Raw genomic sequence first — 24,214 nt, forward strand, 5'->3', positions numbered from 1 at the left:
CGTTACAAGAATATGATGCTAAGCCGAATTCGGCGCGCGCGGGGGTGGAGGGGTGTGCTTTGGCCGACAAATTGACGATCTTGTTCGTGGAGGATGAAGCGGACATCAGGGATATCGTGATGCTCGCCATGCGGGCGGACGAGGACATGGAACTGGTCTGTTTTCAAAGCGGCGTGGACGCGCTGGACGCGGTGATCCAGACCGGCCGGATATTCGACTGCGCGCTCCTGAACCTGCGCCTGCCATTCATGTCCGGCATCGAACTGCACGAACAACTGCGCCAGCTACCCGGCATGGCCGACCTGCGCACCGTTCTTATCACTGCCGCGGTTCGCCCCAACGATGTCGAAGCCTATCGCCGCGCGGACATAGCCGGGATCATCTCCAAACCCTTCGATCCCATGACGCTGCCCCAGACCGTTCGCGGCCTCCTACAGCCCCGCTCGCAAGGCCCGACGGGATAAAAGGGGGGGGAGGGATGGTGACCCCGGCTGGATTCGAACCAGCGACCATCCGCTTAGAAGGCGGATGCTCTATCCTCTGAGCTACGGGGCCACGCGTTTGCCGCGATAGCGATGCGCGCGCGCGCTTGCAATCACTCGCCGTCGCGATATGCAGTTACCCATGCGAAACGAAGCGGGGCAGGGCGTGATAGACAGGATCGACGCGGTAACGCTGGGCGCGCGACCGCTGCGCTATTTCGACTTTTTCATGGCGGCCTTCGTCACCATCCTGCTGCTCTCCAATCTCATCGGCGCGGCCAAATTGTCCAGTGTCGGCGGCTTCACCTTTGGCGCGGGCATCCTTTTCTTTCCGCTCGGCTATGTCATCGGCGACGTGCTCACCGAAGTCTATGGCTATGCCCGCGCCCGCCGCTGCGTCTGGGCAGGGTTTGCCGCCATGCTGTTCATGGCGGTGATGAGCTGGGTCGTGGTCGCGCTGCCCCCCGCCGTCGGCTGGCCCGACCAAAAAGCCTATGAGGCCGTGTTCGGCAACACATGGCGCATCGTCTTCGCTTCGCTCATCGCCTTCTGGGCCGGAGAACTGGCCAACAGCTTCGTCCTGGCGCGCATGAAGATCCGGACGCAGGGCCGCCACCTGTGGCTGCGCACCATCGGATCGACCATCGTGGGGCAGGGCGTCGACAGCCTCCTCTTCTACCCGCTCGCCTTCTACGGCAACTGGACCACCGCGCAGGTGCTGACCGTCATGGTCACCAACTGGGCGATGAAGGTCAGCTGGGAAGCGATCCTGACGCCCTTTACCTATTTGGTGGTCAACACCCTCAAACGTCGCGAAGGGCTGGACGTCTACGACACCGGCACCAACTTCACCCCGTTCAGCGCGCGGCTTTGACATCCTGATAGATCCTCCCTGTCGCGCAGCGATGGGGAGGTGGCTGGCCGCAGGCCAGACGGAGGGGCATTGTAACGCTGCGTGGAAGCCCCTCCACCACCAGCTATGCTGGCGGTCCCCCTCCCCATCGCTGCGCGACAGGGAGGATCAGGCCGACCTACTCCCCCGGATAATCCGCCCGCAAAAAATACAGCCCATCGGGCGGCGCATTCAGCCCCAATGCCGTGCGGTCCTTCGCCGCCAGCGCCGCGCGCATGTCGTCCACGCTCCACCGGCCTATCCCCACCAGCACCAGACAGCCGACCATCGATCGCACCTGATGATGCAGGAAGGACCGCGCATCGGCATGGATGTCGATCCGGTCGCCGGTCTGCACCACGTCCAGCCGGTCGAGCGTCTTGACCGGGCTTTGCGATTGGCAATGGGCCGACCGGAATGTCGTGAAATCATGCAGGCCGACCAGTAGCTTAGCCGCCGCCTGCATCGCTGCCACGTCGATCGGCTGGATCACCTGCCACACGAGCCCCCGCTCGAACGTCAAAGGCGCCCGGCGATTGGCGATGCGATAGACGTAACTGCGACCCAGGCAGGTGAAGCGCGCATGCCAGTCGTCCGCCACGATGGCGCAGGCCGTGATCGCCACCGGATGCGGGCGCACCCGTGCGTTGATCGCATCCATCATGCGATGGGGCGCGATGACCTTGGCGATATCGGCATGGGCGCGCATCGCCAGCCCATGCACGCCCGCGTCCGTGCGCCCGGCGGCATGGACGGCCACCGCTTCGCCGGTCACGGCCGTGATGGCCTCCTCGATCGCCTGCTGCACGCTCGGCCCATGCGCCTGCCGCTGCCACCCCATGAACGGGCGGCCATCATATTCGATGGTAAAGGCAAAGCGCGTCACCTCTTAACCCCCCTCCCTTTTAGGGAGGGGTTGGGGGTGGGTAAGATCGCGCAGCGATCGCCCCCCGACATCATCACCCATCCACCCGGCTCCCCACCGGCATATCGAACCCGCGCAGCAATTCGCCCACGCTCATCGCCGCCTTGCCCGCCCGCTGGATCAGCACCGGGCGGATCGCGTCCTGCCCGCACCCGATCAGCAACGTGTGATCCAATAGTTCGCCGGGCGCGCCATCATGCGCCTCGACATGGGCGGACAATATGCGAAACCGCTCGCCCTGATATTCGAAAAATGCGCCGGGGGCGGGGTTGAACGCCCGGACCTGCCGCTCGACCTGCCGCGCACTGTGGGTGAAGTCGATCCGCGCCTCCGCCTTGTCGATCTTGGCGGCATAGGTCACGCCGTCCTCCGGCTGCGCCATGGGCGGATGCAGCGCGATGTCGTCCAGCACTTCCACCATCAATGCCGCGCCCGCCTGCGCCAGTTCATCGGTCAGCGCGCCCGCCGTTTTGTCCTCAATCGGCGTGACATGCTTGGCCCGCATCGGCCCGGTGTCCAGACCCGCCTCCATGTCCATGATCGTAACGCCGGTGACATTGTCCCCCGCCAGTATCGCGCGCTGGATCGGCGCGGCCCCGCGCCAGCGTGGCAGCAGCGACGCGTGGATGTTCATGCACCCCTGACGCGGCGCATCGAGTATCGCGCGCGGCAGGATCAGGCCATAGGCCGCCACCACCGCCACATCGGCGTCCAGCGCCGCAAACGCGGCCTGCACATCTGCGTCCTTCAATGACACCGGCGTGCGCACCTCCAGCCCCATCGCCTCTGCGCGCGCCTGCACGGGGGAGGGGCGCAGCGCCTTGCCGCGACCGGCCGGACGGGGTGGCTGGCTATAGACCGCAACGATGTCATGCCCGGCCTTCGCCAGTGCTTCGAGCGCCGGAACGGCAAAATCGGGGGTGCCCATATAGATGATACGCATGATGGATGCTCAAACCTCTTGTCGGGACATGTTGCAACCCCTTATCTCACGTCATGGCTTCACCTGAAATAGATGCGCTGACGCAGGCGCTGTCCCGCTTGCCCGGTCTTGGTCCCCGTTCGGCCCGGCGCGCGGTGCTGCACCTCATCAAGAAACGCGACGCCGCGATGGGACCGCTGCTGCGCGCGCTGGAGGCGGTGAACGAACGGCTCGTCACTTGCCATGTCTGTGGCAATGTCGACACGATCGACCCCTGCGGTATCTGCGCCGACCCGCGCCGCGATCCGCGAGCGCTCTGCGTGGTGGAGGATGTCGCCGACCTGTGGGCGCTCGACAAGTCGCGCCTTTTCCCCGGCCGCTTTCATGTGCTGGGCGGGCGACTGTCTGCGCTGGAGGGGATCAGGCCGGAGGATCTGACCATCGATGCGCTGGTCACGCGGCTGGAACAGGGCGGGGTGGACGAAGTCGTGCTCGCGATGAACGCCACGCTGGAGGGCCAGACGACCGCTCATTATCTCGCCGAACGGCTGGAACGCTTCCCCATCCGCCTGACGCAACTGGCCCATGGCATGCCGGTCGGCGGCGAAATGGACTATCTGGACGAAGGCACGCTGGCGCAGGCACTACGCGCCCGCCGCCCCGTGGGATAAGCCCTCTTCATCATTGCCAGCGAAGCACGGCAATCCACTGGTGCAACCTTCCCCACCACGCCCGTTCGCTTCGAGCGAAGTCGAGAAGCCCGCGCCACTGCCCGCCCAACGCCCTCTGACACGACCAAAGGGACAGCGTGGCTGTCGCTTGAAAAAGTCCCGCGCTTTCGCTATTTTACGAAAATGGCCATTCTTCCCATCCTTGAGGCGCCCGATCCGCGTCTGCGCACCATTTCCACGCCGGTCGATGTGATCGACGATGATTTGCAGCGGCTGATCGACGACATGTTCGAAACCATGTATGACGCGCCGGGCATTGGCCTGGCCGCGATTCAGGTCGGCGTGCCTAAACGGGTGTTGGTGATGGACCTTCAGGAACCGGAGTCCGACGCGGAAGACGCCCCGCCGGTGCGCAAGCCGCTGGTGTTCATCAACCCGCAGATCCTGTCCGGGTCACAGGACATGGCCATCTATAATGAAGGCTGCCTGTCCGTGCCCGAACAATATGCAGAAGTCGAACGCCCCGCCGGCGTCCGCGCCAGTTGGATGGACCGCGAAGGCCGCATCCATGAAGAACAGATTGAAGGTCTGCTGGCCACCTGCCTCCAGCATGAGATGGACCATCTCGAAGGGGTGCTGTTCATCGACCACCTCTCCCGCCTGAAACGCGACATGTTGCTTAAAAAACTGACCAAGATGCGCAAGGCGGCCTAAGGGCTTTCTGCCAGGCCTATAAAATCCGTTCGTCCTGAGTAGCCCCTTCGACTGCCTGCCAAGGCAGGCGCTCAGGACAGGCATTGAGCGAAGTCGAAATGGCGTATCGAAGGATCGTGCGTGTAGGCGGCGCGTCGTAGATGGACCTTCGGCACACCTGATCGTAATCCGGTGCGAACTGCCGGACACGACGTTTCGTACCTATAGCCTACTCACACCACATCCGTTCGCTTCGAGCGCAGTCGAGAAGTGTATAGCGCCGTGCCACCGTTTCTCGACTACGCTCGAAACGAACGGATAATATACAATAGCGCGCTATAATAAACGTTATATATCAACAGCATAGGCGTTACGCCAAACCCTAACTCCCGTAACACCCCTATGTCTCACTCTGGAAATCGCACCCTCAACTCGCGCTGTCGGTGTCCAGTGCATAGCCCGCCGACCGCACCGTGCGGATGATGTCGGTATAGACGCCATCGGCATTGATCGCCTTGCGCAACCGCCGGATATGGACGTCCACCGTGCGCAGTTCGATGTCGCTGTCCTGACCCCATACGCTGTCCAGCAACCGCTCGCGCGAAAAGACCCAGCCGGGATGCTCCAGAAAATGGCGCAGCAGGCGAAATTCGGTCGGACCCAGCGGAATGACCTGACCCGCGCGCCGCACCTTATGCCCCACGGTGTCCATCTCGACATCGGCAAAGCTGAGTGACTCGCCCGCCAGCGCAGGCCGCACCCGTCGCAACACCGCGCCGACCCGCGCGACCAGTTCGCGCGGTGAAAAGGGCTTGGTGACATAATCGTCCGCGCCGGTTTCCAGACCGCGTACCCGATCCTCTTCCTCGCCCCGCGCCGTCAGCATGATGATCGGCACATTGGCCGTCCCGCTCGCCCGGCGCAGCCGACGGCACACTTCTATCCCCGACAGGCTTTCCACCATCCAGTCGAGCAGCACGATGTCCGGTACATTCTCCTGCGCCATCAACAGCGCCTCTTCGCCATCGGCCGTATGGGCGACGTCGAAATCCTCGCGCTTGAAATGCCAGATCAGCAATTCGGCCAGCGCTGCGTCATCTTCGACCAGCAGCATCTTTGCCCGAGCCATGGCTTATTCCTCCATCAGGGCGCTGCCGCCACGTTCGCGCTCTGGCAGGGTGTTGCCGGTTGCGGCATAATAGACCATCTCCGCGACGTTGGTCGCATGGTCGCCGATCCGCTCGATATTCTTGGCGACGAACAGCAATTGCGCGCATTCGCTGATCGTCTTGGGATTTTCGACCATGAAGGTGACGAGTGTGCGGAACACGCTGTTGTAGAAATCGTCCACCACCGTGTCGCGCTCCACCACCGCCAGCGCCAGATCGGCGTCGCGCGCGGCAAAGGCGTTCAGCACATCATGCACCATTTCGCCTGCAACCTGCCCCATGGACGGCAGCAGCGAAATAGGCTCCATGATGCGCGTGTTGTTCGATATCAGCGGCACGCGCTTGGCGATGTTCTTGGCATAATCGCCGATCCGTTCGACCACGCTGACGATCTTCAAGGCCGCGATCACATCGCGCAGGTCGTTGGCCATCGGCGCGCGCAGGGCGATGATCTGGATGACCAGCTTCTCTACCTCCGCCTCGATCGCGTCGATGCGCTTGTCGCCCTCGACCACTTCCGCCGCCAGCACCTTGTCCTGTCGTTGCAGCGCCAGCATCGCATTTTCGATCGCCGCTTCGGCCCGACCGCCCATTTCGGCGATCAGTCCACGCAGCCTGTCGATTTCCTCGTCGAACGCCTTGATCGTATGTTCAGCCATATCCGTCTCTCCCGCGATCAGCCGTACCGACCGGTGATATAATCCTTGGTCCGCTCCATGCGCGGATTGGTGAAGATGTCCGATGTCACCCCATATTCGACCAGATCGCCCAGATGGAAAAAGGCGGTGCGTTGCGACACACGCGCGGCCTGCTGCATATTATGGGTGACGATGACGATCGCATAACGGCCGCGCAGTTCGTGGATCAGCTCCTCGATCTTGGCCGTCGCAATCGGGTCAAGCGCCGAACAAGGCTCGTCCATCAGGATAACTTCAGGTTCCACCGCAATCGCGCGCCCGATGCACAGCCGCTGCTGTTGACCACCCGACAGGGCCGTGCCGCTGTCATGCAGCCGATCCTTCACCTCGTCCCACAGGCCCGCGCGCCGCAGCGACTTTTCCACCATTACGTCCAGGTCCGCCTTCGCATGAGCCAGGCCATGGATGCGCGGGCCATAGGCGATATTTTCGTAGATCGACTTGGGGAATGGATTGGGTTTCTGAAACACCATGCCGACCCGCGCGCGCAACTGCACCACGTCCATCGACGGGGAATAGATGTCCTCGCCATCCAGCGTGATCGTGCCTTCGACCCGCGCGCTCGCCACCGTATCGTTCATGCGGTTCAGCGTGCGCAGGAATGTCGATTTGCCACAGCCCGACGGGCCGATGAAGGCGGTGACATTATCCATATCGACGTCGATCGATACGCCTTTGATCGCCTGCTTGTCGCCATAGAAGACCTTGACGTCGCGAGCGGACATCTTGGGATTGACGATGGTCAGGTCTGGTCGTTGTTCGTTCATGGGTGCGTTTACCACCGTGTTTCAAACTTGTTGCGCAGGTAGATAGCGAGGCCGTTCATCGCGAGCAGGAAAGCCAGCAGGACGATGATTGCGGCAGAGGTTTTTTCGACAAAGCCCTTGGAAACTTCATCGGACCACAGATAGATTTGCACCGGCAGCACGGTCGCGGGGTCAGTGATGCCCCCCGGCGGCGTCGCGATGAACGCGCGCATCCCGATCATCAGCAGCGGCGCGGTTTCACCCAGCGCGCGGGCCATGCCGATGATCGTGCCGGTCAGGATGCCGGGCAGGGCGAGCGGCAGCACATGGTGGAACACCACCTGCACCGGCGACGCGCCAATGCCCAGCGCCGCGTCACGAATGCTCGGCGGCACCGACTTGATCGCGTTGCGCCCGGCAATGACGATGACCGGCATCGTCATCAGCGCCAGCGTCAGCCCGCCGACCAGCGCGGCCGAACGCGGCAGGTGCAGGAAATTGAGGAAAATCGACAGGCCCAGCAGGCCGAATATGATCGAAGGCACCGCCGCCAGATTGTTGATCGACACCTCGATAATGTCGGTGATCCAGTTCTTGCGCGCATATTCTTCCAGATACAGCGCCGTCGCGACACCGACAGGGAAGCTGAGCGCCAGCGTGACGATCATCGTCAGCAACGATCCCTTGAACGCGCCCCAGATGCCGACCTGCGTCGGATCGGTGCCATCGCTGGCAGTCATGAACCCCCAGTTGAAGCCCGTCGTCAGCAGACCCGCCTGTTCGAGCCGCGCAACCTGCGCTTCGGCTTCCGGCGGACCGTTGCTCTTGGCAGCCAGATCGATGCCGGTCGATGCGGGAACGGCGATCGTCACCGTCTTGCCCAATATCGCCGGGTCGGCCTTGATCGCATCGCGCACGGCGATCCACGCGGTCGGGGCCAGCAGAGCATCAGCGTCGGCGCCCAGCGCCTTCTTCGCGATCGTGCTCGTCACCATCGGCAGATTGGCCTGATTGAGCGATTCATCAGTGATCGCAGCGGGATCGAGCAGCAGCGGAGACGCTGGGAAATCGATCTTGAGCGCGATTTCCGTGATCGTAAAACCACGCAGGCCATTGCCCATCATCGTGAACAGCAGAAAGGCGAGGAACGCGGCGGACAGCGACACCGCAAACAGCCCGGCGAACTTGAACCGCCGTTCGGACGCATAACGCCGCGCGATCCGCTTGCGCATTTCGTCCGACGACCAGTCGGTGGGGTTGCGAACTGACATTATCGTTTTTCCCCGTTCGGGCTGAGCGAAGTCGAAGCCCCCGGCAGAGCGCAGCGAAGCACAGAGCCTTCGCTCCGCTCAGGCGAACCCTTCGACAGGCTCAGGGCGAACGGCGTTTGGGGCGCACTCATTCGTAAGCCTCGCGATATTTCTTCACGACCCGCAGGGCCACGATGTTGAGCAGCAGGGTGACGATGAAAAGCACCAGCCCCAGCGCGAAGGCGGCCAGCGTCTTGGCGCTGTCGAACTCCTGATCGCCGGTCAGCAACTGGACGATCTGCGTCGTCACCGTCGTCACGCTGGCAAAGGGATTGAGCGTCAGGTTGGCGGCCAGGCCAGCGGCCATCACCACGATCATCGTCTCACCGATCGCGCGGCTGACGGCCAGCAATACGCCGCCGACCACACCGGGTAGCGCGGCGGGGATCAATACCTTGCGGATCGTCTCGCTGGTCGTCGCACCCATCGCCAGGCTGCCGTCGCGCATGGATTGCGGCACGGCGGCGATGCTGTCGTCGGCCATGGATGATACGAACGGGATAATCATCACGCCCATGACCAGACCAGCCGCCAGCGCGCTTTCGGAACTGGCCCCATGGATGCCGATCATCACCGCAAAATCGCGCAGCGCCGGCGCAATGGTCAGCGCTGCGAAATAACCGTAAACCACCGTCGGCACGCCCGCCAGCATCTCCAGCGTGGGTTTCATCCACTTGCGCACCGTGGGCCGGGCATATTGAGTCAGGTATATGGCGCTCATCAAGCCGAGCGGAATGGCCACGACCATCGCGATGATCGCACCGATGAACACGGTTCCCCAGAACAGCGGCACCGCGCCGAATGCGTCGTCATTGCCATATCCCATGGCGGCGGACTGGGGCGACCATTTGGTCCCGAACAGGAAATCGATGGGATTGACCATCGAAAAGAAGCGGAAACTTTCCCACAACAACGACGCGACGATGCCCACCGTCGTTACGATCGCCAGCAGCGACGCGATCAGCAATGTCGCCATCACCAGCCGCTCGACTCGCGTGCGCGCCCGGAAATCGGGGCGAATGCGGGTAAAGGCATAGGCGCCACCAGCAAAGGCCAGCACCAGCGCCAGCACCGCGCCCGCCATGCCATATTTGTCGAGCGCCGCGCGATAGGGTTGGACCAGCCCCTGCGCCATCGGATTGAACGCGCCTGCCTGCTGCCCCGTCGCGATCGCCCGCGCTTCACCCAATATGGCGGAGCGCGAAAAGCCATCGACGGGCAGGCTCTGCGCCGCCGGATCGGCCAGCACCGATTGCGTCACCAGACCGGGCGCGACATTGGCCCACACGGCCAGGAATATCGCGGCGGGGATCAACGTCCACAGCGCGACATACCAGCCATGATAGCCGGGCAGGCTGTGGACGGCATCACGCCGCCCACCGCTCGCGCGCGCCACCGTTTGCAGACGCATCGCGCGGGCGCGGGCGCTGACCCAGGCGATCGCGCCCAGGCCAGCAAGCAGCAGCAATATTGCAGGACCAGTCATGGGTCGCCTTACTTAAGCTGCGAACCGTCAAGCACGGTCAGCGCCTTGACCGTGTCGGCGCTGGATTTGCGCACTGCTTCGGGGGCCGCGACCATGCCGCGCTTGGTCAGCGCGCCATCGGGGCTCCAGTTGGCGGTAAAGGCGTTCAGGAAGCCCTGAAGCCCCGGAATGGCCGTCATATGCGCCTTCTTCACATAGATGTAGAGCGGACGCGCGCCGGGATATTGGCCGGTCGATACGGTTTCGTAGGTCGCCTCGATCCCGTTGATCGAAACGTCCTTCAACGTGTCCTTATTCTCTTCCAGGAAGCTGTAGCCGAACACCCCGACCGCATTGGGATTGGCGCCCAGCTTCTGGACGATCAGATTGTCGTTTTCGCCGGAATCGACATATTTGCCATCCTCCCGCACGCGGGTGCAGGTGGCCTTATATTCGTCCTCGCTCTTGTCTTTCAGCGCCTTCATCGCCGGGTCCGACTGGCACCCTTTTTCAAGGATCAGTTCAGCCAGCGAATCGCGCGTGCCGCTGGTGGATGGCGGGCCGAACACGGAAATGGTGATGGCGGGCAGGCTGGGGTCGACATCCTTCCAGGTCTGCGCCTTGTTCGGACCCTTGCCATAGGGATTGGCGGCCAGCGCTTCATAGACGATCTTGGGCGTCAGCTTCAGGCCGGGACCATTTTTTGCTTCGGCAAAGGCCAGGCCATCGACGCCGATCTGAACCTCGACAATGTCCTTCACGCCATTCTTCTGGCAATCGTCAAATTCTGACTTCTTCATCCGGCGCGATGCGTCCGCAATGTCCGGGAACTGTGCGCCGACCCCTGCACAGAACAGCTTCATGCCGCCGCCGGTGCCGGTCGATTCGACGATCGGTGACTTCATGCCCGGATTGCCCTGAACGAACAGTTCGGCAACCGCCGTGGCAAAAGGATAGACGGTGGACGATCCGACCGCGCGGATCTGGTCACGGGTGGAACCCGCGCCGCCGCTACCCGATTGGTCGCCGCAACCGGCGAGCGAGAGCGCGGCAACGGCGCTCGCGGCGAACAGGAAGAAATGCTTCACGGGAACCTCCAGTAGAATTGGCCGCGATTCGAACATTCGCCGCCCCCCTTGTCAGGACGCGACCTAACCGCGCTTCGTCGCGCATTTGTGACAGTCGGGTTGCGGTTTTATGACAACGACCCGGAAATGCAAAATACTGCGCCATTGCTGGATTAGGAAATCGCCTTGGCACTTGGGCTTTCGACTTGCGCAGGGGGCAGCAAAACCGTGATGCTCGTCCCCTTGCCCAGCGTGCTGGCGATGTCGAACCGCCCGCGATGCCGCTCCACGATATGTTTGACGATGGCCAGGCCCAGCCCCGTGCCGCCCATCGCCCGGCTGCGCCCCGAATCGACGCGATAGAATCGCTCGGTCAGGCGCGGCAGATGGTCCGGGCCAATGCCTTCGCCTTCATCGGTGACGGTCAGCCGCGCCATGCTGCCCGGCCCCTCGTTCAAGATGACGTGAATGGGCGTGCCGGGTCGGCCATATTTGATCGAATTGCCGATCAGATTGTGGAGCAGCTGCGACAATTGCGCCCGATCCCCCTGAACGCCGGGCAGGGCAGGGGCGATGTCCATTTCCACCTCCCGCCCCCGGTCGCCATGGCTGGATCGAAACACGCCGACGACTTCGGCCACCAGTTCGGACAGATTGACGGTGCTGTCGGGCGCGCGATATTTTTCCGCTTCGATCCGCGACAGGGAAATCAGATCGTCGATCAACCGCTGCATCCGCCGCGCTTCGCCGTCCATGATTTTCAGGAAACGTTGCCGGGTCTCGTCATCCTTGCCCAGTTCAGGGTCGGCCAGCGTTTCGATGAACCCTAATATCCCGGCCAGCGGCGTGCGCAGTTCGTGGCTGGCGTTGGCGACGAAATCCACCCGCATCCGTTCGGCGGCATAAGCGCCGCTGCGATCGACCAGATGCACCAGCCGCCGCACCTGCGCACCTTCGCCAAAGGGGGCAAGCTGCATCTGCCAGCGCTGGTCGCGCGTCCCAAGGCCGACCAGTTCGACGACCGCAGGTTCCGCCATCGGCCCGGCGTGGGCCAGCCGTTCGGCGGCGGCGGGGTGGCGGATGGCGATGCGCGCATCCTCTCCCTCGATATGCGCGCCCAACAACCGCTGCGCCGCGCGATTCGCCCGCAGGATGCGCCCTTTGTCCACCAGCATCAGCGGATCGGCAATCGCTTCCAGAAAGTCCCTGAAGTCGGGATGGTCGGCCAGTTCGGGCGGGTCGATCATGACCGTTCGGGCCGGTTCGTCCCTCCCTTGCCCTCGCGCGCAGATCAGCAGCACGGCGACGCCGGCCAATATCGGCAACAGGATGGATTGCGGTGAAGCGCCCGTCATCAACGCTGCGCCAGTGCTCAGCAACAGCATGGCGAGCGAGGCAGTGATCTGGGAAGTCGTCAATCTATTCATGGTTACCGCGCTGGATTTGTCGAGCATTTGCTGCGATGACCTGACCCAATAGCCGGCAATCTTTACGCTTTGGCAAGCGGGATCACGGATCAGGACGATTATGGACGAACCCAAGCCCGATCAGGACGCAACCCCGACGCCGGACCCGGCCGTCGCGTCCCGTCGTCAATTGTTGATGGGCGGCGCTATGGCGGCTTCCGCGATCGTGTCGATCCGTCCGGCCCTCGCCAACACTGCCGCGTCCGTGCTCAACTGCACCATTTCCGTCCCCGATCAGGGACGCGCCGCCAACTATATCGCGCCCAATGGGCAAATCGTGCCATCCGGCACGCCGGGCGCCTTCCCCGGTACGGCACGCCCTTTCACGGGCGAACAGGTGAAGCAGGCGCTGCGTGGTCGCCCGCTGCCGGGCACCAGCTACGACCAGAATCAGGCCTATCTCAACTATATCCGCCGCCTGCAATCGGGGACGAGCGGCTTTACCTGTTACGCCTCGCTGCAAATGCCGCGCTGAGGCGGCGTGGTCTGTTATCGGCGCGATGCGGCGGATGCGGTGCGCCTTTGCGTCCTCGCCGACATCGTCCTCCTCTATCATCCGCGATCGGGCCAGACCCATATGGTCATCAGCCCGGTGCCGGAAATACTCGACCGCATGGGCTTTGACGAAGCGATCGACGCGCGGGCGATGCACGACCGGCTGGCGCAGGATTTCGATCTGGGACCGGCGGACGTGGCCATGGCGGATATTGCGGCCCATCTCGACGCGCTGGTCGATCTGGGGCTGGTGCGCCCGGCATGAAGCACGCCCTGACCCTGGGCATCGGTCCCGCGACCTTTCGCATCGGGTCCGCATGGGCGCAGCCGATCGAGCAACTGGCGCGGCTCTACAGTGATTATCCCGACCAAAGCGGGGCGACCGCTGACTTCACCGTGCGCCTTCAGCCGACCAACCTGCTGCGCCGATGGGTGCGCCCGTCCATTTTCATCACCGGCGACCATGGGTTAGCCGACGCCGCGCCGATGAGCCTGGCCCATGGATTGCTGGCGGCCGAAATGGGCATGAACCTCCAGATGGCTCTGGGCTGGCGGCGACACCTGTTGCTCCATGCGTCCAGCGTCGAAAAGGATGGCCGCGCGCTGGTGATGACTGGCGAATCGGGGTCCGGCAAATCGACACTGGCGGCGATGCTGGGCGAACGCGGCTGGCGCTTCATGGGCGATGAATTTGCGCTGCTCGACCTCGACAGCGGCGCGATCCTGCCATTCCCGCGTCTGGTATCGCTCAAAAACCGCGCGATCGACGTGGTGGCCGGGGAAGTCGGCGAAGGCCGGATGGGACCGCTGCTCGCCGCCACGGCAAAGGGCGACATTCGCCACATGGTCCCCCGCGCCGACGCCGTGGCCCGCATGGGGCAGGGGGCAGTCCCCAAACTCCTGCTCTTCCCCCGCTTCGGCCATGCCGCCGACGTGCGAGCGGTGGGGCAGGGCGAAGTCTTCATGCGCCTGACTCAGGCATCGACCAACTATGTCGCGCTGGGCGAACCGGGCTTTGCCGCGCTGACCCGCTTCGTGACGCACGTCCCCGCCCGCGCGATGGACTTCCCCAGCGGTCCCGACGCGATCGCCATGGTCGAACGCCTGTGGGACGAAACGGCATGAGCGCCAGGCTGCTGGTGCAGGCCCTGCGCGATCCCGCGTCGCTCGCCGGGCTGGACGCGGCAGGCTGGAACGGCCTGATCGCCGCCGCCCGCGCCGAACGGCTGATTGGGACGCTCGCCGTGCGACTGGATGGCATCGCCGTCCCCGAAGCGATGGCGCGCGTGCTGGCCGACGCCCGTTTCGACGCAGTGCGCGAATCGCGCCAGGCCCTGTGGGAAGCGGACCGCGCCGTACACGCCCTCGCGCCGCTGGCCATCCCGGTCGTGCTGCTCAAGGGGACGGCCTATGCTGCCGCAGGGCTGACAGCCGGGCAGGGCCGCTTCATCGGCGACCTCGACATATTGGTCCCCCGCGACCACATCGCCGCCGTCGAACAGGCTCTGTTTGCCGCCGGATGGGAATGGGCCAAGCCAGACCCCTATGACGACGCCTATTATCGTCAGTGGATGCACGAACTGCCCCCGATGATCCACACCACGCGCGACCGGATGATCGACGTGCATCACACGATCCTGCCCCTGACCGCGCGTCCGCATCCCGACCCCGCCGCCCTGATCGCGGACGCCATGCCTATCGCCAAAGGCCTGTCGATCCTCTCACCCGAAGACCGCATCGTCCACGCCGCCGCACACATGCTGGCAGACGGCGATCTACAGGGCGGGCTGCGCAACCTGTGGGACATCCACTGCCTGCTGCCGGAGGCCGATCCGGTCCGGCTGAAAGCACGCGCGGCGCTCCACCATCTCCTTCCCCATGTGCAACAGGCGCAACGGCTGGCGGCTGCGCTCTATGGCACGGGCGCGCCCTTGACGCTATGGGACCGCATGGTGCGCGCACGCCTGCTGGCCCGCGACGGCTGGGGCCGCGAAACGCGTAAAGCTCTCGTCTTCGCCTTCTTCATCCGCTCTCACTGGCTGCGCATGCCACCCCTGATGCTGGCCCGCCACCTATGGACCAAGTGGCGCAGGGGTCACCGCCCGCAATAAAGCGCCTATTGCTTCTTCAATATATCGAGCGCCAGCACCGTCATCGCCTCGCTCGCCGTGGCGATCACCTTGTCGGCTTCGGGCGCCCAGAACGGACTGTGGAGCGAAGGCAGGCTCGCCTGTCCCGCCTGCGCCGCCGCCATCTTGTCGGCTGGCACGCCGCCCACCCAGAATATGAAGCTGTTGATGCTCTTGTCCGCGCGATAATAGCGGCTGAAGTCCTCGCCCCCCATCACCGCACTGGTCTTGACCACGCGCCCCTGCGGGAACTGCCCGCGCAGCACGGTCGCCATCTTTTCGGCAAATTCGGGCGGGTTGAACGTGGAGGGCGTGAACTCGTCCTTCACCGTGACGATCGGCATCTTGTCATCCGGCACGCCCGCCGCGATCGCCTCGCCCCGCGCGATGCGCTTGATCCCCTCGATCAGCTTCGCGCGCGTTTCGTCCGAATAGCTGCGGATGGTCAGCAGCAGTTTGGCCTCGTCGGGAATGATATTATGCTTCGCTCCCGCCTGAAAACTGCCAACGGTCACGACGGCGGGATCTTGCGGATCCTGTTCCCGGCTGATCAGTGTCTGCAGCGTGGTGACGATGCGCGCGCCGAGCACGATGGGGTCTTTGGTCGTCTGCGGATAGGCGCCATGGCCGCCCAGCCCCTTCACAATGATGTCCACGCTATCGACATTGGCCAGCGCATAGCCGGGCGTATAGCCGATCGTGCCAGCCTCCAGATTGGCCGCGTCATGAAAGGCGATGGCATCGGTCGGCTTGGGAAAGCGCGTATACAGCCCATCCTCCAGCATCAGCCGCGCCCCGCGCCCAACCTCTTCGGCGGGCTGCAGGATCATGACCAGCGTGCCCTTCCACTCATCCTTGCGCGCAGCGAGCAGTTTGGCCGTTTCGATGAAGGCGGTCATGTGCGTGTCATGCCCACACGCATGCATCACGCCGGTCTCCACGCCTTCGGGCGTCTTGGTGCGGACCTTGGACGCGAACTCCAGTCCGGTCTGCTCGACAACCGGCAGGCCGTCCATGTCGGCGCGGATCAGCAATACAGGGCCGGAGCCATTCTTCATCACCGCAACCACGCCAGTCCCGCCGACCTTTTCGGTCACGTCATATTTCAGCGCTTTCAATCGCTTGGCCAGCTTGGCGGCGGTATTGACTTCCTTTTCCGACAATTCGGGATTGGCGTGCAGGTCGCGATACAGCGTCATCAGCCCGTCCATATCCTTGGCCACCGCCGCACCGATCGCGCTCTGCGGCGTCGCGGCGGGCGCAGGGCCAGTGGCAGGCGCAGCGTCCTGCGCGCTGGCGATGGACGAAAAACTGGCGGCGGCCAGCAAGGCGGTGAGCGCATGGCGCATAGTGAAATCTCCCTTGTTGCGGCCAAGCATAAGGCGATTTTGCGTCCGCGAAAGAGGGTCTTTGCCCAGCCGCCCGGCCAGAGCGGCACGCCCTTGTAAATTCGCCGCATAAAGCGCATATAGGCTATGAAAGGAACGATCCGTCGCATCTGGCGACCGTATGATCGTCCGTCCCTTTTCCGGCCACATCGCACGCGCGGGTATCGTCCCAGCCGACGTCATGTCGCCGCCCCTTCCCCTTACTGAAAGGAGCCTGTCCCATGGCCCAGACATCCGCATTCTGCCTCGCCCAGCAGTCTATTCATATGGCGCGCGCGGAATCCGAAACGCTGCCCAACACCCGGCGGATCGCCCTGTCGGCGGCTGCTGCCTGGGGCAAGGAAGCGATGCTGGCCGCCGGGGCAGAGCGCCGCCGCGCCACCCGCACGGTCGAAAGTGAAGATGAGGCCATCGCCGCAGAATTTCGCGCTGAGGATGAAGCGGGGGCCTGAACGCCCTTCTCCGATCTGAAACTATCGTCAAAAAAGGACTGACCCATGGCCAAGAGCCAGAAGAAATCGAGCAAAGAAGTCCGCAAACCCAAGGCGGAAAAGCCGGCCAAGGCCAACGCATCCAACCCATCGACCAAGCCCGCTCCGGTCGGCATCGTGACGTTGAAGAGCTGAGCATGGCCGACGATACAGAAGCCGCCGCAACAGCACCCGCGCCAACCGGCCGCACCATGCCCGGACGGCGCTTTACCGCCTATAACAGCGTTCGCCTGACCCCGGCAGAGGCCGAACGGCAGGGGCGCGTCACGCGCATCGCCATCGAAACGCTGGGCGCGAGCGCCGCGATCCTGTTCCTCAACAGCCAGCATGACGGCCTGACCGACCGCCCGCTGCCGATGGCGACGGGCAGCGAAGAAGGATTGCAGGCCGTGCTGAGCCTGCTGGCAAAAACGCCGGTTGCCGCTACGCCTGCCTGACGCATTATACTTGCACTTGTCCATCGCGAACGATGGGCAAGTGCAGGATTAACGCTTCCTATTTCTCCACGTCATGCTGAACTCGTTTAGCTGCGCTGGCCTGCGGCTCAGCATCCATCATGCCCCATAGGCGTCCGGTCGTGACGGGAGATGGACCCTGAAACAAGTTCAGGGTGACGACTAGGGTGAGCACGGTTCTTTATCCGACCGTCTGCTCGAAAGCCGTAAACGACCGGTCCTACCCCGCCGTCCAGCCACCATCCACGCTCATATTCGCGCCGGTAATGTTCGCGGCGGCATCGCTGCACAGGAACAGCGCCATGGCGGCGATCTGTTCCACGGTCACGAACTGCTTGGTCGGTTGTCCCGCCAGCAGCACATCGTTCATCACCTGCTCCTTGGTCATGCCGCGCGCCTTCATCGTGTCGGGGATCTGCTGTTCGACGAGCGGCGTCCACACATATCCGGGCGAAATACAGTTGGCGGTGATGCCATCGGTCGCGACTTCCAGTGCCACCGTCTTGGTAAAGCCCGCCAGTCCGTGCTTGGCGGTGACATAGGCGCTCTTGAAGGGCGATGCGACGAGCGAATGGGCCGACGCCGTCTGAATGATGCGCCCCCATTTCTTCGATTTCATATAGGGCAGCGCCAGCCGCGTCGTGTGAAACGCGCTGGTCAGGTTCAGCGCGATGATGAGATCCCATTTATCGACGGGAAATTCATCCACCGGCGCAACATGCTGCACGCCTGCATTGTTGATGAGGATATCGACGCCGCCGAACGCGTTCGCCGCTTCCTGCATCATCACCTCGATCTGATCGGGCTTGGTCAGGTCATGGCCCGAATAGAGCGCCTTTGCACCCGACAATGCCTCCAGCCCGACTCGTTCCTTTTCAATGGCATCGGCATCGCCGAACCCGTTGATGACGATGTTCGCGCCTTCGCCCGCCAGCGTCTTGGCATAGGCCAGGCCGATGCCCGACGTAGAGCCGGTGATCAGCGCGGTCTTGCCAGCGAGGGACTTGCCAGAATCCGACTTGCTCATGCCATTTTCTCCTTCAGATGATCGGGGGCGTCGAGGTCGAATGTCGCGCTTTTGCCATCGACGATATTGCGCGCGATCAGGTCGCCCTTGTGCATCACTTCTTCCACGGCATCGCGCCCCTGTTCCCAATGGTCCAGCATGGTCGAGCGGGAAAATTCAAAATCCTTCGCGCCGCTTTCCCACGCGCGCGTGCGATAGATCAGGTGGACGATATTGACCGATCCGCCATCCAGCATGTCGCGCAGCTTCTGCGCCTCTGCACTATTCTGCAAATCTGACGGCAGCTTGTCGAGCAACGCCTTGATCGCCCCATGTTCGCGGCGCAGTTGCAGATATTGATCCGTCACCTGCCGCGTGCGGCTGCTATATTGAATGTCTTTCATGCGCGAATAGACATCGGTCATCTGGCGCGGCATCGGCCCTTCGGCGGGGAACAGGTCCACCTGAAATACCAGCATATCGTCGGTCTGGTGGCTCAGAACATGGGCAAGCGGCGTGTTGGACACGATGCCACCGTCCCAATACCAGCGGCCGTCAATTTCGATCGGCGGCAGGCCCGGCGGCAGCGCGCCCGACGCCATGATGTGGCGCGCGTCGATGCGTGTATTGCCGCCCCGGCCGCGCGTGTCCCAATAGGCGAAATTGCCGGTCTCGACATCGACCGCGCCCACCGACAACCGCACCGGCCCATCGTTCAGCAGATCCCAGTCGATGCAGGCGTCCAGCATGTCTTTCAACGGCGCGCTGTCGTAAAAACTGATCGCGCCCGGCGTGCCTTCCGGCATCATCGTGGCAGGCCACAGGCGCGGGCGGAACATGCCCGGCACGCCGAATGTCGCAACCGCGCTCGCCGCCATCAGGTGCGCGGCTTCGCGGATATGGTCGATTTCCGGCAGGATCATGTTGGGCATGCCGCCCGACAGCGTGTACCAGAATTTCTTCAGCCGACTGATGCGCCGATGCGGCGCGTTGCCCGCGATGATCGCGGCGTTGACCGCACCGATCGAAATGCCCGCCACCCAGGTGACGTCGATGCCCAACTCGTCCAGCCGCTCATAGACGCCCGACTGGTAGGAGCCGAGCGCCCCGCCGCCCTGCAACAACAATGCGACCTCGCGGGGCAGGGGCAGCGGCGTACGGGCGCGGCGGGGCGGTTTGGTTTCTATATCGGCCATGTCGCACTGCAATATAGGATATGGATCAGGCAATCCAACGGATTGGGCCGGATAAATATTCCCCTGATCGCAACCTTGTACCCGATCGCATGGTTTGCATCCGTCGATGAAATGCGTAGTCAGGATATGACGATAGGGAGGGCGCGATGCGGCTGGATGACGAACAGGAAAGCGGCCATTTTGAGGTTCAGGATGGGCGCGGCGGGGGAGGCGGCGGCTTTGGCGGTGGCCTTGGAATGCTGCTCCCGCTGATCGGCAGCCGTTTTGGCTGTGGCGGCATCGCCATCGTGCTGGTCATCATGGTGGTGATGGGCATCAACCCGCTCAGCCTGATCGGCGGCGGCGGTGGTGGAGCGCCGGTGGAAACGCAGCGGCCCGCGACCAACGAACTGACCGCCGTGCAGCGCACTTCGCTCAAGGTGCTGGGTTCGACCGAGCGGCGCTGGACTGACATCTTCAAGGAACGCGGTCAGACCTATCCGCCGCCGACCCTGGTCTTCTACAGCCAGAACGGCCAGTCGGGTTGCGGTGCGGCGCAATCGGCCATGGGGCCATTTTACTGCCCGGCGGACCAGCGCATCTATCTCGACACCGATTTCTTCAACGAAATGGAACAGCGTTTCAACGCGCCGGGCGATTTCCCCATCGGCTACATCATCGCGCATGAAGTGGGCCACCATATCCAGACGATCACCGGCGAAGCCGACCGCATCCGCAAGGCGCAGAGCAAGGCGTCCGAAGCGCAGGGGAATGCGCTTCAGGTCAAGATGGAATTGCAGGCGGACTGCTACGCCGGGGTCTGGGCTGCACGCGACACCAATTTGATGGAAGCGGGCGATCTGGAAGAAGGCATGCGCGCCGCGCAGGCGATCGGCGACGATACGCTCCAGAAGTCGGCGGGACGCAGGCCAGTGCCGGAAAGCTTCACCCATGGAACCGGTGCCGAACGCATGGAATGGCTGCGCAAGGGGCTATCGACCGGCGATCCGGCCCAGTGCGACACCTTTGGCGGGTCGATATAAAAAACATGGGCGCGGTATTGGATCCAATACCGCGCCATGCTTGATGTCAAAACCTGTGGTGCTCGCTCAGGAAATCAGTGCCGATCCAACTTGCCCAGCAGCGCCAGCATATCGTCGGGCAGGCTGTCCCGCGCCGCCGCAAATGTGGAACGCAGCGCATTGCCCACGCCCTCATAGGGCATCGGCATACCGACCGTAACGAAGCAGCCATTGCTGGCTTCCCGTATCGGTGCCGATCGGCAGACTGGTTTGCGATACATGTCCATGCCCATTAGAACGGTCATGTGCTTGAAAAGTTTCTGGCGTTCGTCTCAAACCCGCGCGATAGCCCCGTCGAACAGCCCCGACCAGAGGGAGAGAGACGATGACGGACTGGCCCGACACGCAGGCGCGGATTGCCGCCCATTCCCCTTTTCTGGCGCGCGCGCTGGATCGCTACCCTGACGTCACGCAGGCGCTCGCGTCCGGCGACATGGACGCCGCGCTCGCCCTCGCGCAGGCGCAGGGCACCATAGAAGACGGCGTCGCCCGATCGTTGCGGCGACGGCGCGGCGCGATCGCGCTGGTCACGGCGGCGGCGGATCTGTCGGGTGCATGGGGGCTGGATCGCGTCACACGCACCCTGTCCGATTTCGCCGATCAGGCGGTGGAGGAAGCCCTGGCCGCCGCGATGGCTGAACGCTATCCCGACGCGGATCATCGCGGCTTCGTCGTTCTGGCGCTGGGCAAGCATGGCAGCCGCGAGCTGAACTATTCCTCCGACATTGACCCGATCCTGCTCTACGATCCCCGCACCCTGCCGCATAACGAACGGGAGGATGTCGCCGACGCTGCCGTGCGGATCGGCCGGCGGATGAGCGAATTGCTCAGCGCCCGCGACGGCGACGGCTATGTCTTCCGCGTCGATCTACGCCTGCGTCCCTCACCCGAAGCCACGCCGATCGCGCTGCCGGTGGAGGCGGCGATCGGCTATTATGAATCCATGGCGCTGGGGTGGGAACAGGCCGCCTTCATCCGCGCCCGTCCCGCAGCGGGCGACATTGCGCTGGGCGATTATTTCCTGCGCCAGATCCGTCCCTTCGTCTGGCGGCGCAGTCTGGATTTCGGCGCGATCGACGCGATCGTCGATATCAGCCGCCGCATCCGCGACCATTATGCGCAGGGGCAGGCGTTCGGGCCGGGCTATGACCTCAAGCGCGGGCGCGGCGGCATTCGCGAAGTCGAGTTCTTCGCGCAAGTGCATCAACTGATCCATGGTGGCCGCGACCCAGCGCTGCGATCGGGCAACACGCGACAGGCGCTGGCGGCCCTGCGCGCGGCAGGCGTGATCGAACCGGACGTCGCCGAAAAACTGGATGCGGCCTATGTTCTGCTCCGCACGATCGAACATCGCCTGCAAATGGTGGAGGATCGCCAGACCCACGAACTGCCCAAATCCCCCGACGGAATGGATAATGTCGCCCGGTTACATGGTGTGGCGGACGGCACCGCCTTGCTCGACCTGCTCCGCCCGCATGTCGAATGGGTCGGGACCAATTACGATCGCCTGACCCCCGACCGCAAAGACGACAGCCTGTCCCACGACACCGACCTGCTAAAGGCGCAGCTAACCGATCTGGGCTTTGCCGATCCCGACACGCCGATGGCGCGCATCGCCCATTGGCGCGCGGGCAAACTGCGCGCCCTGCGCAGCCCCGCCTCGCTCGACGCGCTGGAGGGGTTGCTGCCGCAGATGATGCGCGCGCTGTCCAAGGCACCCGACCCGACCCGTGCGCTCAACCGTCTGGACGACATGATCGGTCGCCTGCCCAGCGCGATCAATTTCTTCAAGCTGCTCGCCGCCCGCCCTGCGCTCGTCGCCCTGCTGGCCGAGATATTGAGCCACGCCCCCACACTCGCAGACGCCTTGGGTCGCCGCGCCGAACTGATCGACGGCCTGATCGACGCCACCGCCTTCGATCCCGTGCCGCCGGTCGATATCCTGACCGGGCAACTCGCCATGCTGGAACCGGGCGAGGATTATCAGGCGCTGCTCGACCGGGTGCGCCAGCGGGTAGGGGATCGCCGCTTCGCACTGGGCGCGCAAATCATACAGGGGGCGGACCCGCTGGAGGTCGGGCGCGGCTATGGCCGTGTGGCGGAGGCCGCGATCGAGGCGCTGACCACCGCGACAGTGGCGGAGTTTGAAACCGCCCATGGCAAAGTGCCGGGCGGTGAAGTGCTGATTCTGGCATTAGGCCGCATGGGCGGGGGCGTGCTGACCCACGCGTCGGACCTCGATCTCGTCTTTCTGTTCACCGGTGATTTCCGCGCGGAATCGGACGGGCCAAAACCATTGGGCGCAACCCAATATTTCAATCGGCTGGGCCAGCGCATCACCAACGCCCTGTCCGTGTCCACCGCCGCCGGGCCGCTCTACGAAGTCGATACCCGGCTGCGGCCATCGGGTGCGCAAGGACTGCTGGCAGTCAGCCTCGACAGTTTCGCCCGTTATCAGCGGGAGGAAGCCTGGACATGGGAGCATCTGGCGCTCACGCGTGCGCGCCCGGTCTTTGGCTCGCCTCACGCGCGCGCCGCGCTGGACGCCATCCTTGATGAAACGTTGCGCCGCCCCCGCGACTTTGACGATCTGGCGCGGCAGGCGGTGAAGATGCGCGGCGATATCGCCCGCCACAAACCACCCGTCAGCGATCTGGACGTCAAACTGGTCCCCGGCGGGCTGGTCGATCTGGAATTTCTGATCCACGTCACGCAATTCCGCCACGGCATGGCGTTCGACCCTGACCTTGGTCAGGCGCTTGGCCTACTGGTCGCTGCCGGGCATCTGCCAGCAGACCTTATCGCGGCGCATGATCTTGTCACCCGCTATCTGGTCGTGTCGCGGCTGGTGTCGCCGGGATCGACCGAGCCTCCGCAAGCGACGCGCCCGCTGCTGGCGCGCGCATGCGGCGCGGCGGATTGGGACGGACTGCTTGAAAGCTACGCCAAGGCGCGGCAGAGCGTGACACAGGCCTGGGCAGCGCTGGCCGCGCCCTATCAGGAGACGATATGATGCTGGTACAAGGGGATAGCGCACCCGCCGTAACGCTGCGCGATGCGGACGACGTCGAATTTACGCTGGAGCGCTATCGCGGCAAGCCGCTGGTCGTCTATTTCTATCCCAAGGCGGACACGCCCGGCTGCACCAATGAGGCAAAGGACTTCACCGCGCTGGCCGACGAATATGCCGCAGCAGGCGTGCCTGTCGTCGGCGTGTCGAAGGATAAGCCGGGCAAGCTGCGCAAGTTTGCCGACAAATATGGCCTCACCGTCATTCTGGCCTCGGACGAGGACGGCTCGGCCTGCGAAGCCTTCGGCACATGGGTCGAAAAGTCGCTCTATGGCCGCAAATATATGGGCATCGAACGCGCTACCTTCCTGATCGACGCGGACGGCACGATCGTGCGCGTCTGGCCCAAGGTGAAGGTCAAGGGCCACGCCGATGAGGTTCTGGAGGCGGCGCGCGCGCTTTGACCCTGTTGCCTGC

General features: G+C 63.7%; 27 protein-coding genes and 1 tRNA gene. 14 read left to right on the plus strand and 14 right to left on the minus strand.

The window, feature by feature from the left end:
• The first annotated feature begins 59 nt into the window (after positions 1–59).
• Entirely contained in the window at positions 60–464 is a 405-nt protein-coding gene (locus WA070_RS15790) for a response regulator (protein ID WP_422634870.1), read from the plus strand.
• Between the two features lie 15 nt (positions 465–479).
• Here the strand turns inward: WA070_RS15790 and WA070_RS15795 are convergent.
• A tRNA-Arg gene (locus WA070_RS15795) sits at positions 480–555 on the minus strand.
• Positions 556–624: 69 nt separating this feature from the next.
• Between WA070_RS15795 and WA070_RS15800 the strand changes: the two genes are divergently transcribed.
• Positions 625–1,356, plus strand: coding sequence for a queuosine precursor transporter (locus WA070_RS15800; protein WP_422634871.1), 732 nt, complete (start codon positions 625–627; stop codon positions 1,354–1,356).
• A gap of 157 nt (positions 1,357–1,513) precedes the next feature.
• On the opposite strand, the gene truA is transcribed toward WA070_RS15800, so the two are convergent.
• On the minus strand, positions 1,514–2,260 hold the full coding sequence (gene truA / locus WA070_RS15805; protein ID WP_422634872.1) for a tRNA pseudouridine(38-40) synthase TruA: 747 nt from the start codon (positions 2,258–2,260) through the stop codon (positions 1,514–1,516).
• A 73-nt stretch (positions 2,261–2,333) separates the two neighbouring features.
• Positions 2,334–3,242 carry a methionyl-tRNA formyltransferase gene (fmt, locus tag WA070_RS15810; RefSeq protein ID WP_422634873.1) on the minus strand — a complete coding sequence of 303 codons (909 nt, stop codon included), beginning with the start codon at positions 3,240–3,242 and terminating at the stop codon, positions 2,334–2,336.
• Between the two features lie 53 nt (positions 3,243–3,295).
• Here fmt and recR point away from each other — a divergent pair, with 53 nt between their 5' ends.
• Together recR and def are read left to right on the plus strand one after the other, a co-directional pair.
• A complete protein-coding gene (gene recR, locus WA070_RS15815) occupies positions 3,296–3,892 on the plus strand; it encodes a recombination mediator RecR (RefSeq protein ID WP_422634874.1) in 597 nt (198 codons plus the stop codon).
• 183 nt (positions 3,893–4,075) lie between these two features.
• A complete protein-coding gene (def, locus tag WA070_RS15820) occupies positions 4,076–4,606 on the plus strand; it encodes a peptide deformylase (protein WP_422634875.1) in 531 nt (176 codons plus the stop codon).
• 406 nt (positions 4,607–5,012) lie between these two features.
• Here def and phoB read toward each other — a convergent pair whose 3' ends face one another.
• From phoB to WA070_RS15855, 7 genes are all read right to left on the minus strand, one after another.
• Complete coding sequence (gene phoB / locus WA070_RS15825) at positions 5,013–5,714, minus strand: phosphate regulon transcriptional regulator PhoB (protein WP_422634876.1); 702 nt, start codon at positions 5,712–5,714, stop codon at positions 5,013–5,015.
• Between the two features lie 3 nt (positions 5,715–5,717).
• Positions 5,718–6,413 (minus strand): phosphate signaling complex protein PhoU, encoded by a 696-nt coding sequence (phoU, locus tag WA070_RS15830; RefSeq protein ID WP_422634877.1) that lies wholly within the window; start codon positions 6,411–6,413, stop codon positions 5,718–5,720.
• Between the two features lie 17 nt (positions 6,414–6,430).
• Positions 6,431–7,219: a phosphate ABC transporter ATP-binding protein PstB gene (gene pstB / locus WA070_RS15835; RefSeq protein ID WP_422634878.1), complete on the minus strand. Its 789-nt coding sequence runs from the start codon at positions 7,217–7,219 to the stop codon at positions 6,431–6,433.
• A gap of 8 nt (positions 7,220–7,227) precedes the next feature.
• Complete coding sequence (gene pstA, locus WA070_RS15840) at positions 7,228–8,469, minus strand: phosphate ABC transporter permease PstA (RefSeq protein WP_422634879.1); 1,242 nt, start codon at positions 8,467–8,469, stop codon at positions 7,228–7,230.
• A 127-nt stretch (positions 8,470–8,596) separates the two neighbouring features.
• Positions 8,597–9,994, minus strand: a complete 1,398-nt coding sequence (gene pstC / locus WA070_RS15845; RefSeq protein ID WP_422634880.1) for a phosphate ABC transporter permease subunit PstC — start codon at positions 9,992–9,994, stop codon at positions 8,597–8,599.
• Positions 9,995–10,002: 8 nt separating this feature from the next.
• On the minus strand, positions 10,003–11,061 hold the full coding sequence (locus tag WA070_RS15850; protein ID WP_422634881.1) for a substrate-binding domain-containing protein: 1,059 nt from the start codon (positions 11,059–11,061) through the stop codon (positions 10,003–10,005).
• A 152-nt stretch (positions 11,062–11,213) separates the two neighbouring features.
• Positions 11,214–12,467 (minus strand): ATP-binding protein, encoded by a 1,254-nt coding sequence (locus tag WA070_RS15855; RefSeq protein ID WP_422634882.1) that lies wholly within the window; start codon positions 12,465–12,467, stop codon positions 11,214–11,216.
• Positions 12,468–12,567: 100 nt separating this feature from the next.
• Between WA070_RS15855 and WA070_RS15860 the strand changes: the two genes are divergently transcribed.
• The 4 genes from WA070_RS15860 to WA070_RS15875 are packed head-to-tail and all read left to right on the plus strand — an operon-like array spanning position 12,568 to position 15,112.
• On the plus strand, positions 12,568–12,981 hold the full coding sequence (locus WA070_RS15860) for a hypothetical protein (RefSeq protein ID WP_422634883.1): 414 nt from the start codon (positions 12,568–12,570) through the stop codon (positions 12,979–12,981).
• A 6-nt stretch (positions 12,982–12,987) separates the two neighbouring features.
• Positions 12,988–13,266 carry an HPr-rel-A system PqqD family peptide chaperone gene (locus tag WA070_RS15865; RefSeq protein WP_422634884.1) on the plus strand — a complete coding sequence of 93 codons (279 nt, stop codon included), beginning with the start codon at positions 12,988–12,990 and terminating at the stop codon, positions 13,264–13,266.
• Positions 13,263–14,126, plus strand: coding sequence for an HprK-related kinase A (locus WA070_RS15870; RefSeq protein WP_422634885.1), 864 nt, complete (start codon positions 13,263–13,265; stop codon positions 14,124–14,126). The genes WA070_RS15865 and WA070_RS15870 overlap by 4 nt, the downstream gene beginning before the upstream one ends.
• Positions 14,123–15,112, plus strand: coding sequence for a nucleotidyltransferase domain-containing protein (locus WA070_RS15875; protein WP_422634886.1), 990 nt, complete (start codon positions 14,123–14,125; stop codon positions 15,110–15,112). Before WA070_RS15870 ends, WA070_RS15875 begins: the two co-directional genes overlap by 4 nt.
• A gap of 5 nt (positions 15,113–15,117) precedes the next feature.
• Here WA070_RS15875 and WA070_RS15880 read toward each other — a convergent pair whose 3' ends face one another.
• The gene (locus tag WA070_RS15880) at positions 15,118–16,479 is read right to left on the minus strand and encodes an amidohydrolase (RefSeq protein ID WP_422634887.1); all 1,362 of its coding nucleotides are present in this window, start codon (positions 16,477–16,479) and stop codon (positions 15,118–15,120) included.
• Positions 16,480–16,739: 260 nt separating this feature from the next.
• Between WA070_RS15880 and WA070_RS15885 the strand changes: the two genes are divergently transcribed.
• The 3 genes from WA070_RS15885 to WA070_RS15895 are packed head-to-tail and all read left to right on the plus strand — an operon-like array spanning position 16,740 to position 17,446.
• A complete protein-coding gene (locus tag WA070_RS15885; protein ID WP_422634888.1) occupies positions 16,740–16,970 on the plus strand; it encodes a hypothetical protein in 231 nt (76 codons plus the stop codon).
• 45 nt (positions 16,971–17,015) lie between these two features.
• Positions 17,016–17,144 carry a hypothetical protein gene (locus WA070_RS15890; protein WP_422634889.1) on the plus strand — a complete coding sequence of 43 codons (129 nt, stop codon included), beginning with the start codon at positions 17,016–17,018 and terminating at the stop codon, positions 17,142–17,144.
• A 2-nt stretch (positions 17,145–17,146) separates the two neighbouring features.
• Positions 17,147–17,446 carry a hypothetical protein gene (locus tag WA070_RS15895; protein ID WP_422634890.1) on the plus strand — a complete coding sequence of 100 codons (300 nt, stop codon included), beginning with the start codon at positions 17,147–17,149 and terminating at the stop codon, positions 17,444–17,446.
• Between the two features lie 238 nt (positions 17,447–17,684).
• On the opposite strand, the gene WA070_RS15900 is transcribed toward WA070_RS15895, so the two are convergent.
• On the minus strand, positions 17,685–18,491 hold the full coding sequence (locus WA070_RS15900) for a 3-hydroxybutyrate dehydrogenase (protein WP_422634891.1): 807 nt from the start codon (positions 18,489–18,491) through the stop codon (positions 17,685–17,687).
• Positions 18,488–19,666, minus strand: a complete 1,179-nt coding sequence (locus WA070_RS15905) for a DUF3734 domain-containing protein (RefSeq protein WP_422634892.1) — start codon at positions 19,664–19,666, stop codon at positions 18,488–18,490. The genes WA070_RS15900 and WA070_RS15905 overlap by 4 nt, the downstream gene beginning before the upstream one ends.
• 146 nt (positions 19,667–19,812) lie before the next feature.
• On the opposite strand from WA070_RS15905, the gene WA070_RS15910 reads away from it, so the two are divergent.
• Complete coding sequence (locus tag WA070_RS15910) at positions 19,813–20,688, plus strand: KPN_02809 family neutral zinc metallopeptidase (protein WP_422634893.1); 876 nt, start codon at positions 19,813–19,815, stop codon at positions 20,686–20,688.
• A 74-nt stretch (positions 20,689–20,762) separates the two neighbouring features.
• Here WA070_RS15910 and WA070_RS15915 read toward each other — a convergent pair whose 3' ends face one another.
• Positions 20,763–20,972: a hypothetical protein gene (locus WA070_RS15915; protein WP_422634894.1), complete on the minus strand. Its 210-nt coding sequence runs from the start codon at positions 20,970–20,972 to the stop codon at positions 20,763–20,765.
• Between the two features lie 80 nt (positions 20,973–21,052).
• Between WA070_RS15915 and WA070_RS15920 the strand changes: the two genes are divergently transcribed.
• Both WA070_RS15920 and bcp read left to right on the plus strand, forming a co-directional pair.
• Positions 21,053–23,740 (plus strand): bifunctional [glutamine synthetase] adenylyltransferase/[glutamine synthetase]-adenylyl-L-tyrosine phosphorylase, encoded by a 2,688-nt coding sequence (locus WA070_RS15920; RefSeq protein ID WP_422634895.1) that lies wholly within the window; start codon positions 21,053–21,055, stop codon positions 23,738–23,740.
• On the plus strand, positions 23,740–24,201 hold the full coding sequence (bcp, locus tag WA070_RS15925) for a thioredoxin-dependent thiol peroxidase (protein WP_422634924.1): 462 nt from the start codon (positions 23,740–23,742) through the stop codon (positions 24,199–24,201). The genes WA070_RS15920 and bcp overlap by 1 nt, the downstream gene beginning before the upstream one ends.
• Positions 24,202–24,214 lie beyond the last annotated feature (13 nt).

The sequence above is a fragment of the Sphingobium sp. genome, from assembly GCF_049304695.1.
Lineage (GTDB): Bacteria > Pseudomonadota > Alphaproteobacteria > Sphingomonadales > Sphingomonadaceae > Sphingobium.

Bases quoted from the DNA above. Each gene is read 5' to 3' on its own strand.
- pstC (WP_422634880.1), bottom strand. From the start codon at position 9,994: ATGACTGGTCCTGCAATATTGCTGCTGCTTGCTGGCCTGGGCGCGATC.
- bcp (WP_422634924.1), top strand. From the start codon at position 23,740: ATGCTGGTACAAGGGGATAGCGCACCCGCCGTAACGCTGCGCGATGCG.
- fmt (WP_422634873.1), bottom strand. From the start codon at position 3,242: ATGCGTATCATCTATATGGGCACCCCCGATTTTGCCGTTCCGGCGCTC.
- WA070_RS15915 (WP_422634894.1), bottom strand. From the start codon at position 20,972: ATGACCGTTCTAATGGGCATGGACATGTATCGCAAACCAGTCTGCCGA.
- WA070_RS15905 (WP_422634892.1), bottom strand. From the start codon at position 19,666: ATGGCCGATATAGAAACCAAACCGCCCCGCCGCGCCCGTACGCCGCTG.
- WA070_RS15885 (WP_422634888.1), top strand. From the start codon at position 16,740: ATGGCCCAGACATCCGCATTCTGCCTCGCCCAGCAGTCTATTCATATG.
- pstA (WP_422634879.1), bottom strand. From the start codon at position 8,469: ATGTCAGTTCGCAACCCCACCGACTGGTCGTCGGACGAAATGCGCAAG.
- phoU (WP_422634877.1), bottom strand. From the start codon at position 6,413: ATGGCTGAACATACGATCAAGGCGTTCGACGAGGAAATCGACAGGCTG.
- WA070_RS15870 (WP_422634885.1), top strand. From the start codon at position 13,263: ATGAAGCACGCCCTGACCCTGGGCATCGGTCCCGCGACCTTTCGCATC.
- WA070_RS15895 (WP_422634890.1), top strand. From the start codon at position 17,147: ATGGCCGACGATACAGAAGCCGCCGCAACAGCACCCGCGCCAACCGGC.
- phoB (WP_422634876.1), bottom strand. From the start codon at position 5,714: ATGGCTCGGGCAAAGATGCTGCTGGTCGAAGATGACGCAGCGCTGGCC.
- WA070_RS15800 (WP_422634871.1), top strand. From the start codon at position 625: ATGCGAAACGAAGCGGGGCAGGGCGTGATAGACAGGATCGACGCGGTA.
- WA070_RS15860 (WP_422634883.1), top strand. From the start codon at position 12,568: ATGGACGAACCCAAGCCCGATCAGGACGCAACCCCGACGCCGGACCCG.
- WA070_RS15920 (WP_422634895.1), top strand. From the start codon at position 21,053: ATGACGGACTGGCCCGACACGCAGGCGCGGATTGCCGCCCATTCCCCT.
- WA070_RS15900 (WP_422634891.1), bottom strand. From the start codon at position 18,491: ATGAGCAAGTCGGATTCTGGCAAGTCCCTCGCTGGCAAGACCGCGCTG.
- recR (WP_422634874.1), top strand. From the start codon at position 3,296: ATGGCTTCACCTGAAATAGATGCGCTGACGCAGGCGCTGTCCCGCTTG.
- WA070_RS15880 (WP_422634887.1), bottom strand. From the start codon at position 16,479: ATGCGCCATGCGCTCACCGCCTTGCTGGCCGCCGCCAGTTTTTCGTCC.
- pstB (WP_422634878.1), bottom strand. From the start codon at position 7,219: ATGAACGAACAACGACCAGACCTGACCATCGTCAATCCCAAGATGTCC.
- def (WP_422634875.1), top strand. From the start codon at position 4,076: ATGGCCATTCTTCCCATCCTTGAGGCGCCCGATCCGCGTCTGCGCACC.
- WA070_RS15875 (WP_422634886.1), top strand. From the start codon at position 14,123: ATGAGCGCCAGGCTGCTGGTGCAGGCCCTGCGCGATCCCGCGTCGCTC.
- WA070_RS15910 (WP_422634893.1), top strand. From the start codon at position 19,813: ATGCGGCTGGATGACGAACAGGAAAGCGGCCATTTTGAGGTTCAGGAT.
- WA070_RS15890 (WP_422634889.1), top strand. From the start codon at position 17,016: ATGGCCAAGAGCCAGAAGAAATCGAGCAAAGAAGTCCGCAAACCCAAG.
- WA070_RS15855 (WP_422634882.1), bottom strand. From the start codon at position 12,467: ATGAATAGATTGACGACTTCCCAGATCACTGCCTCGCTCGCCATGCTG.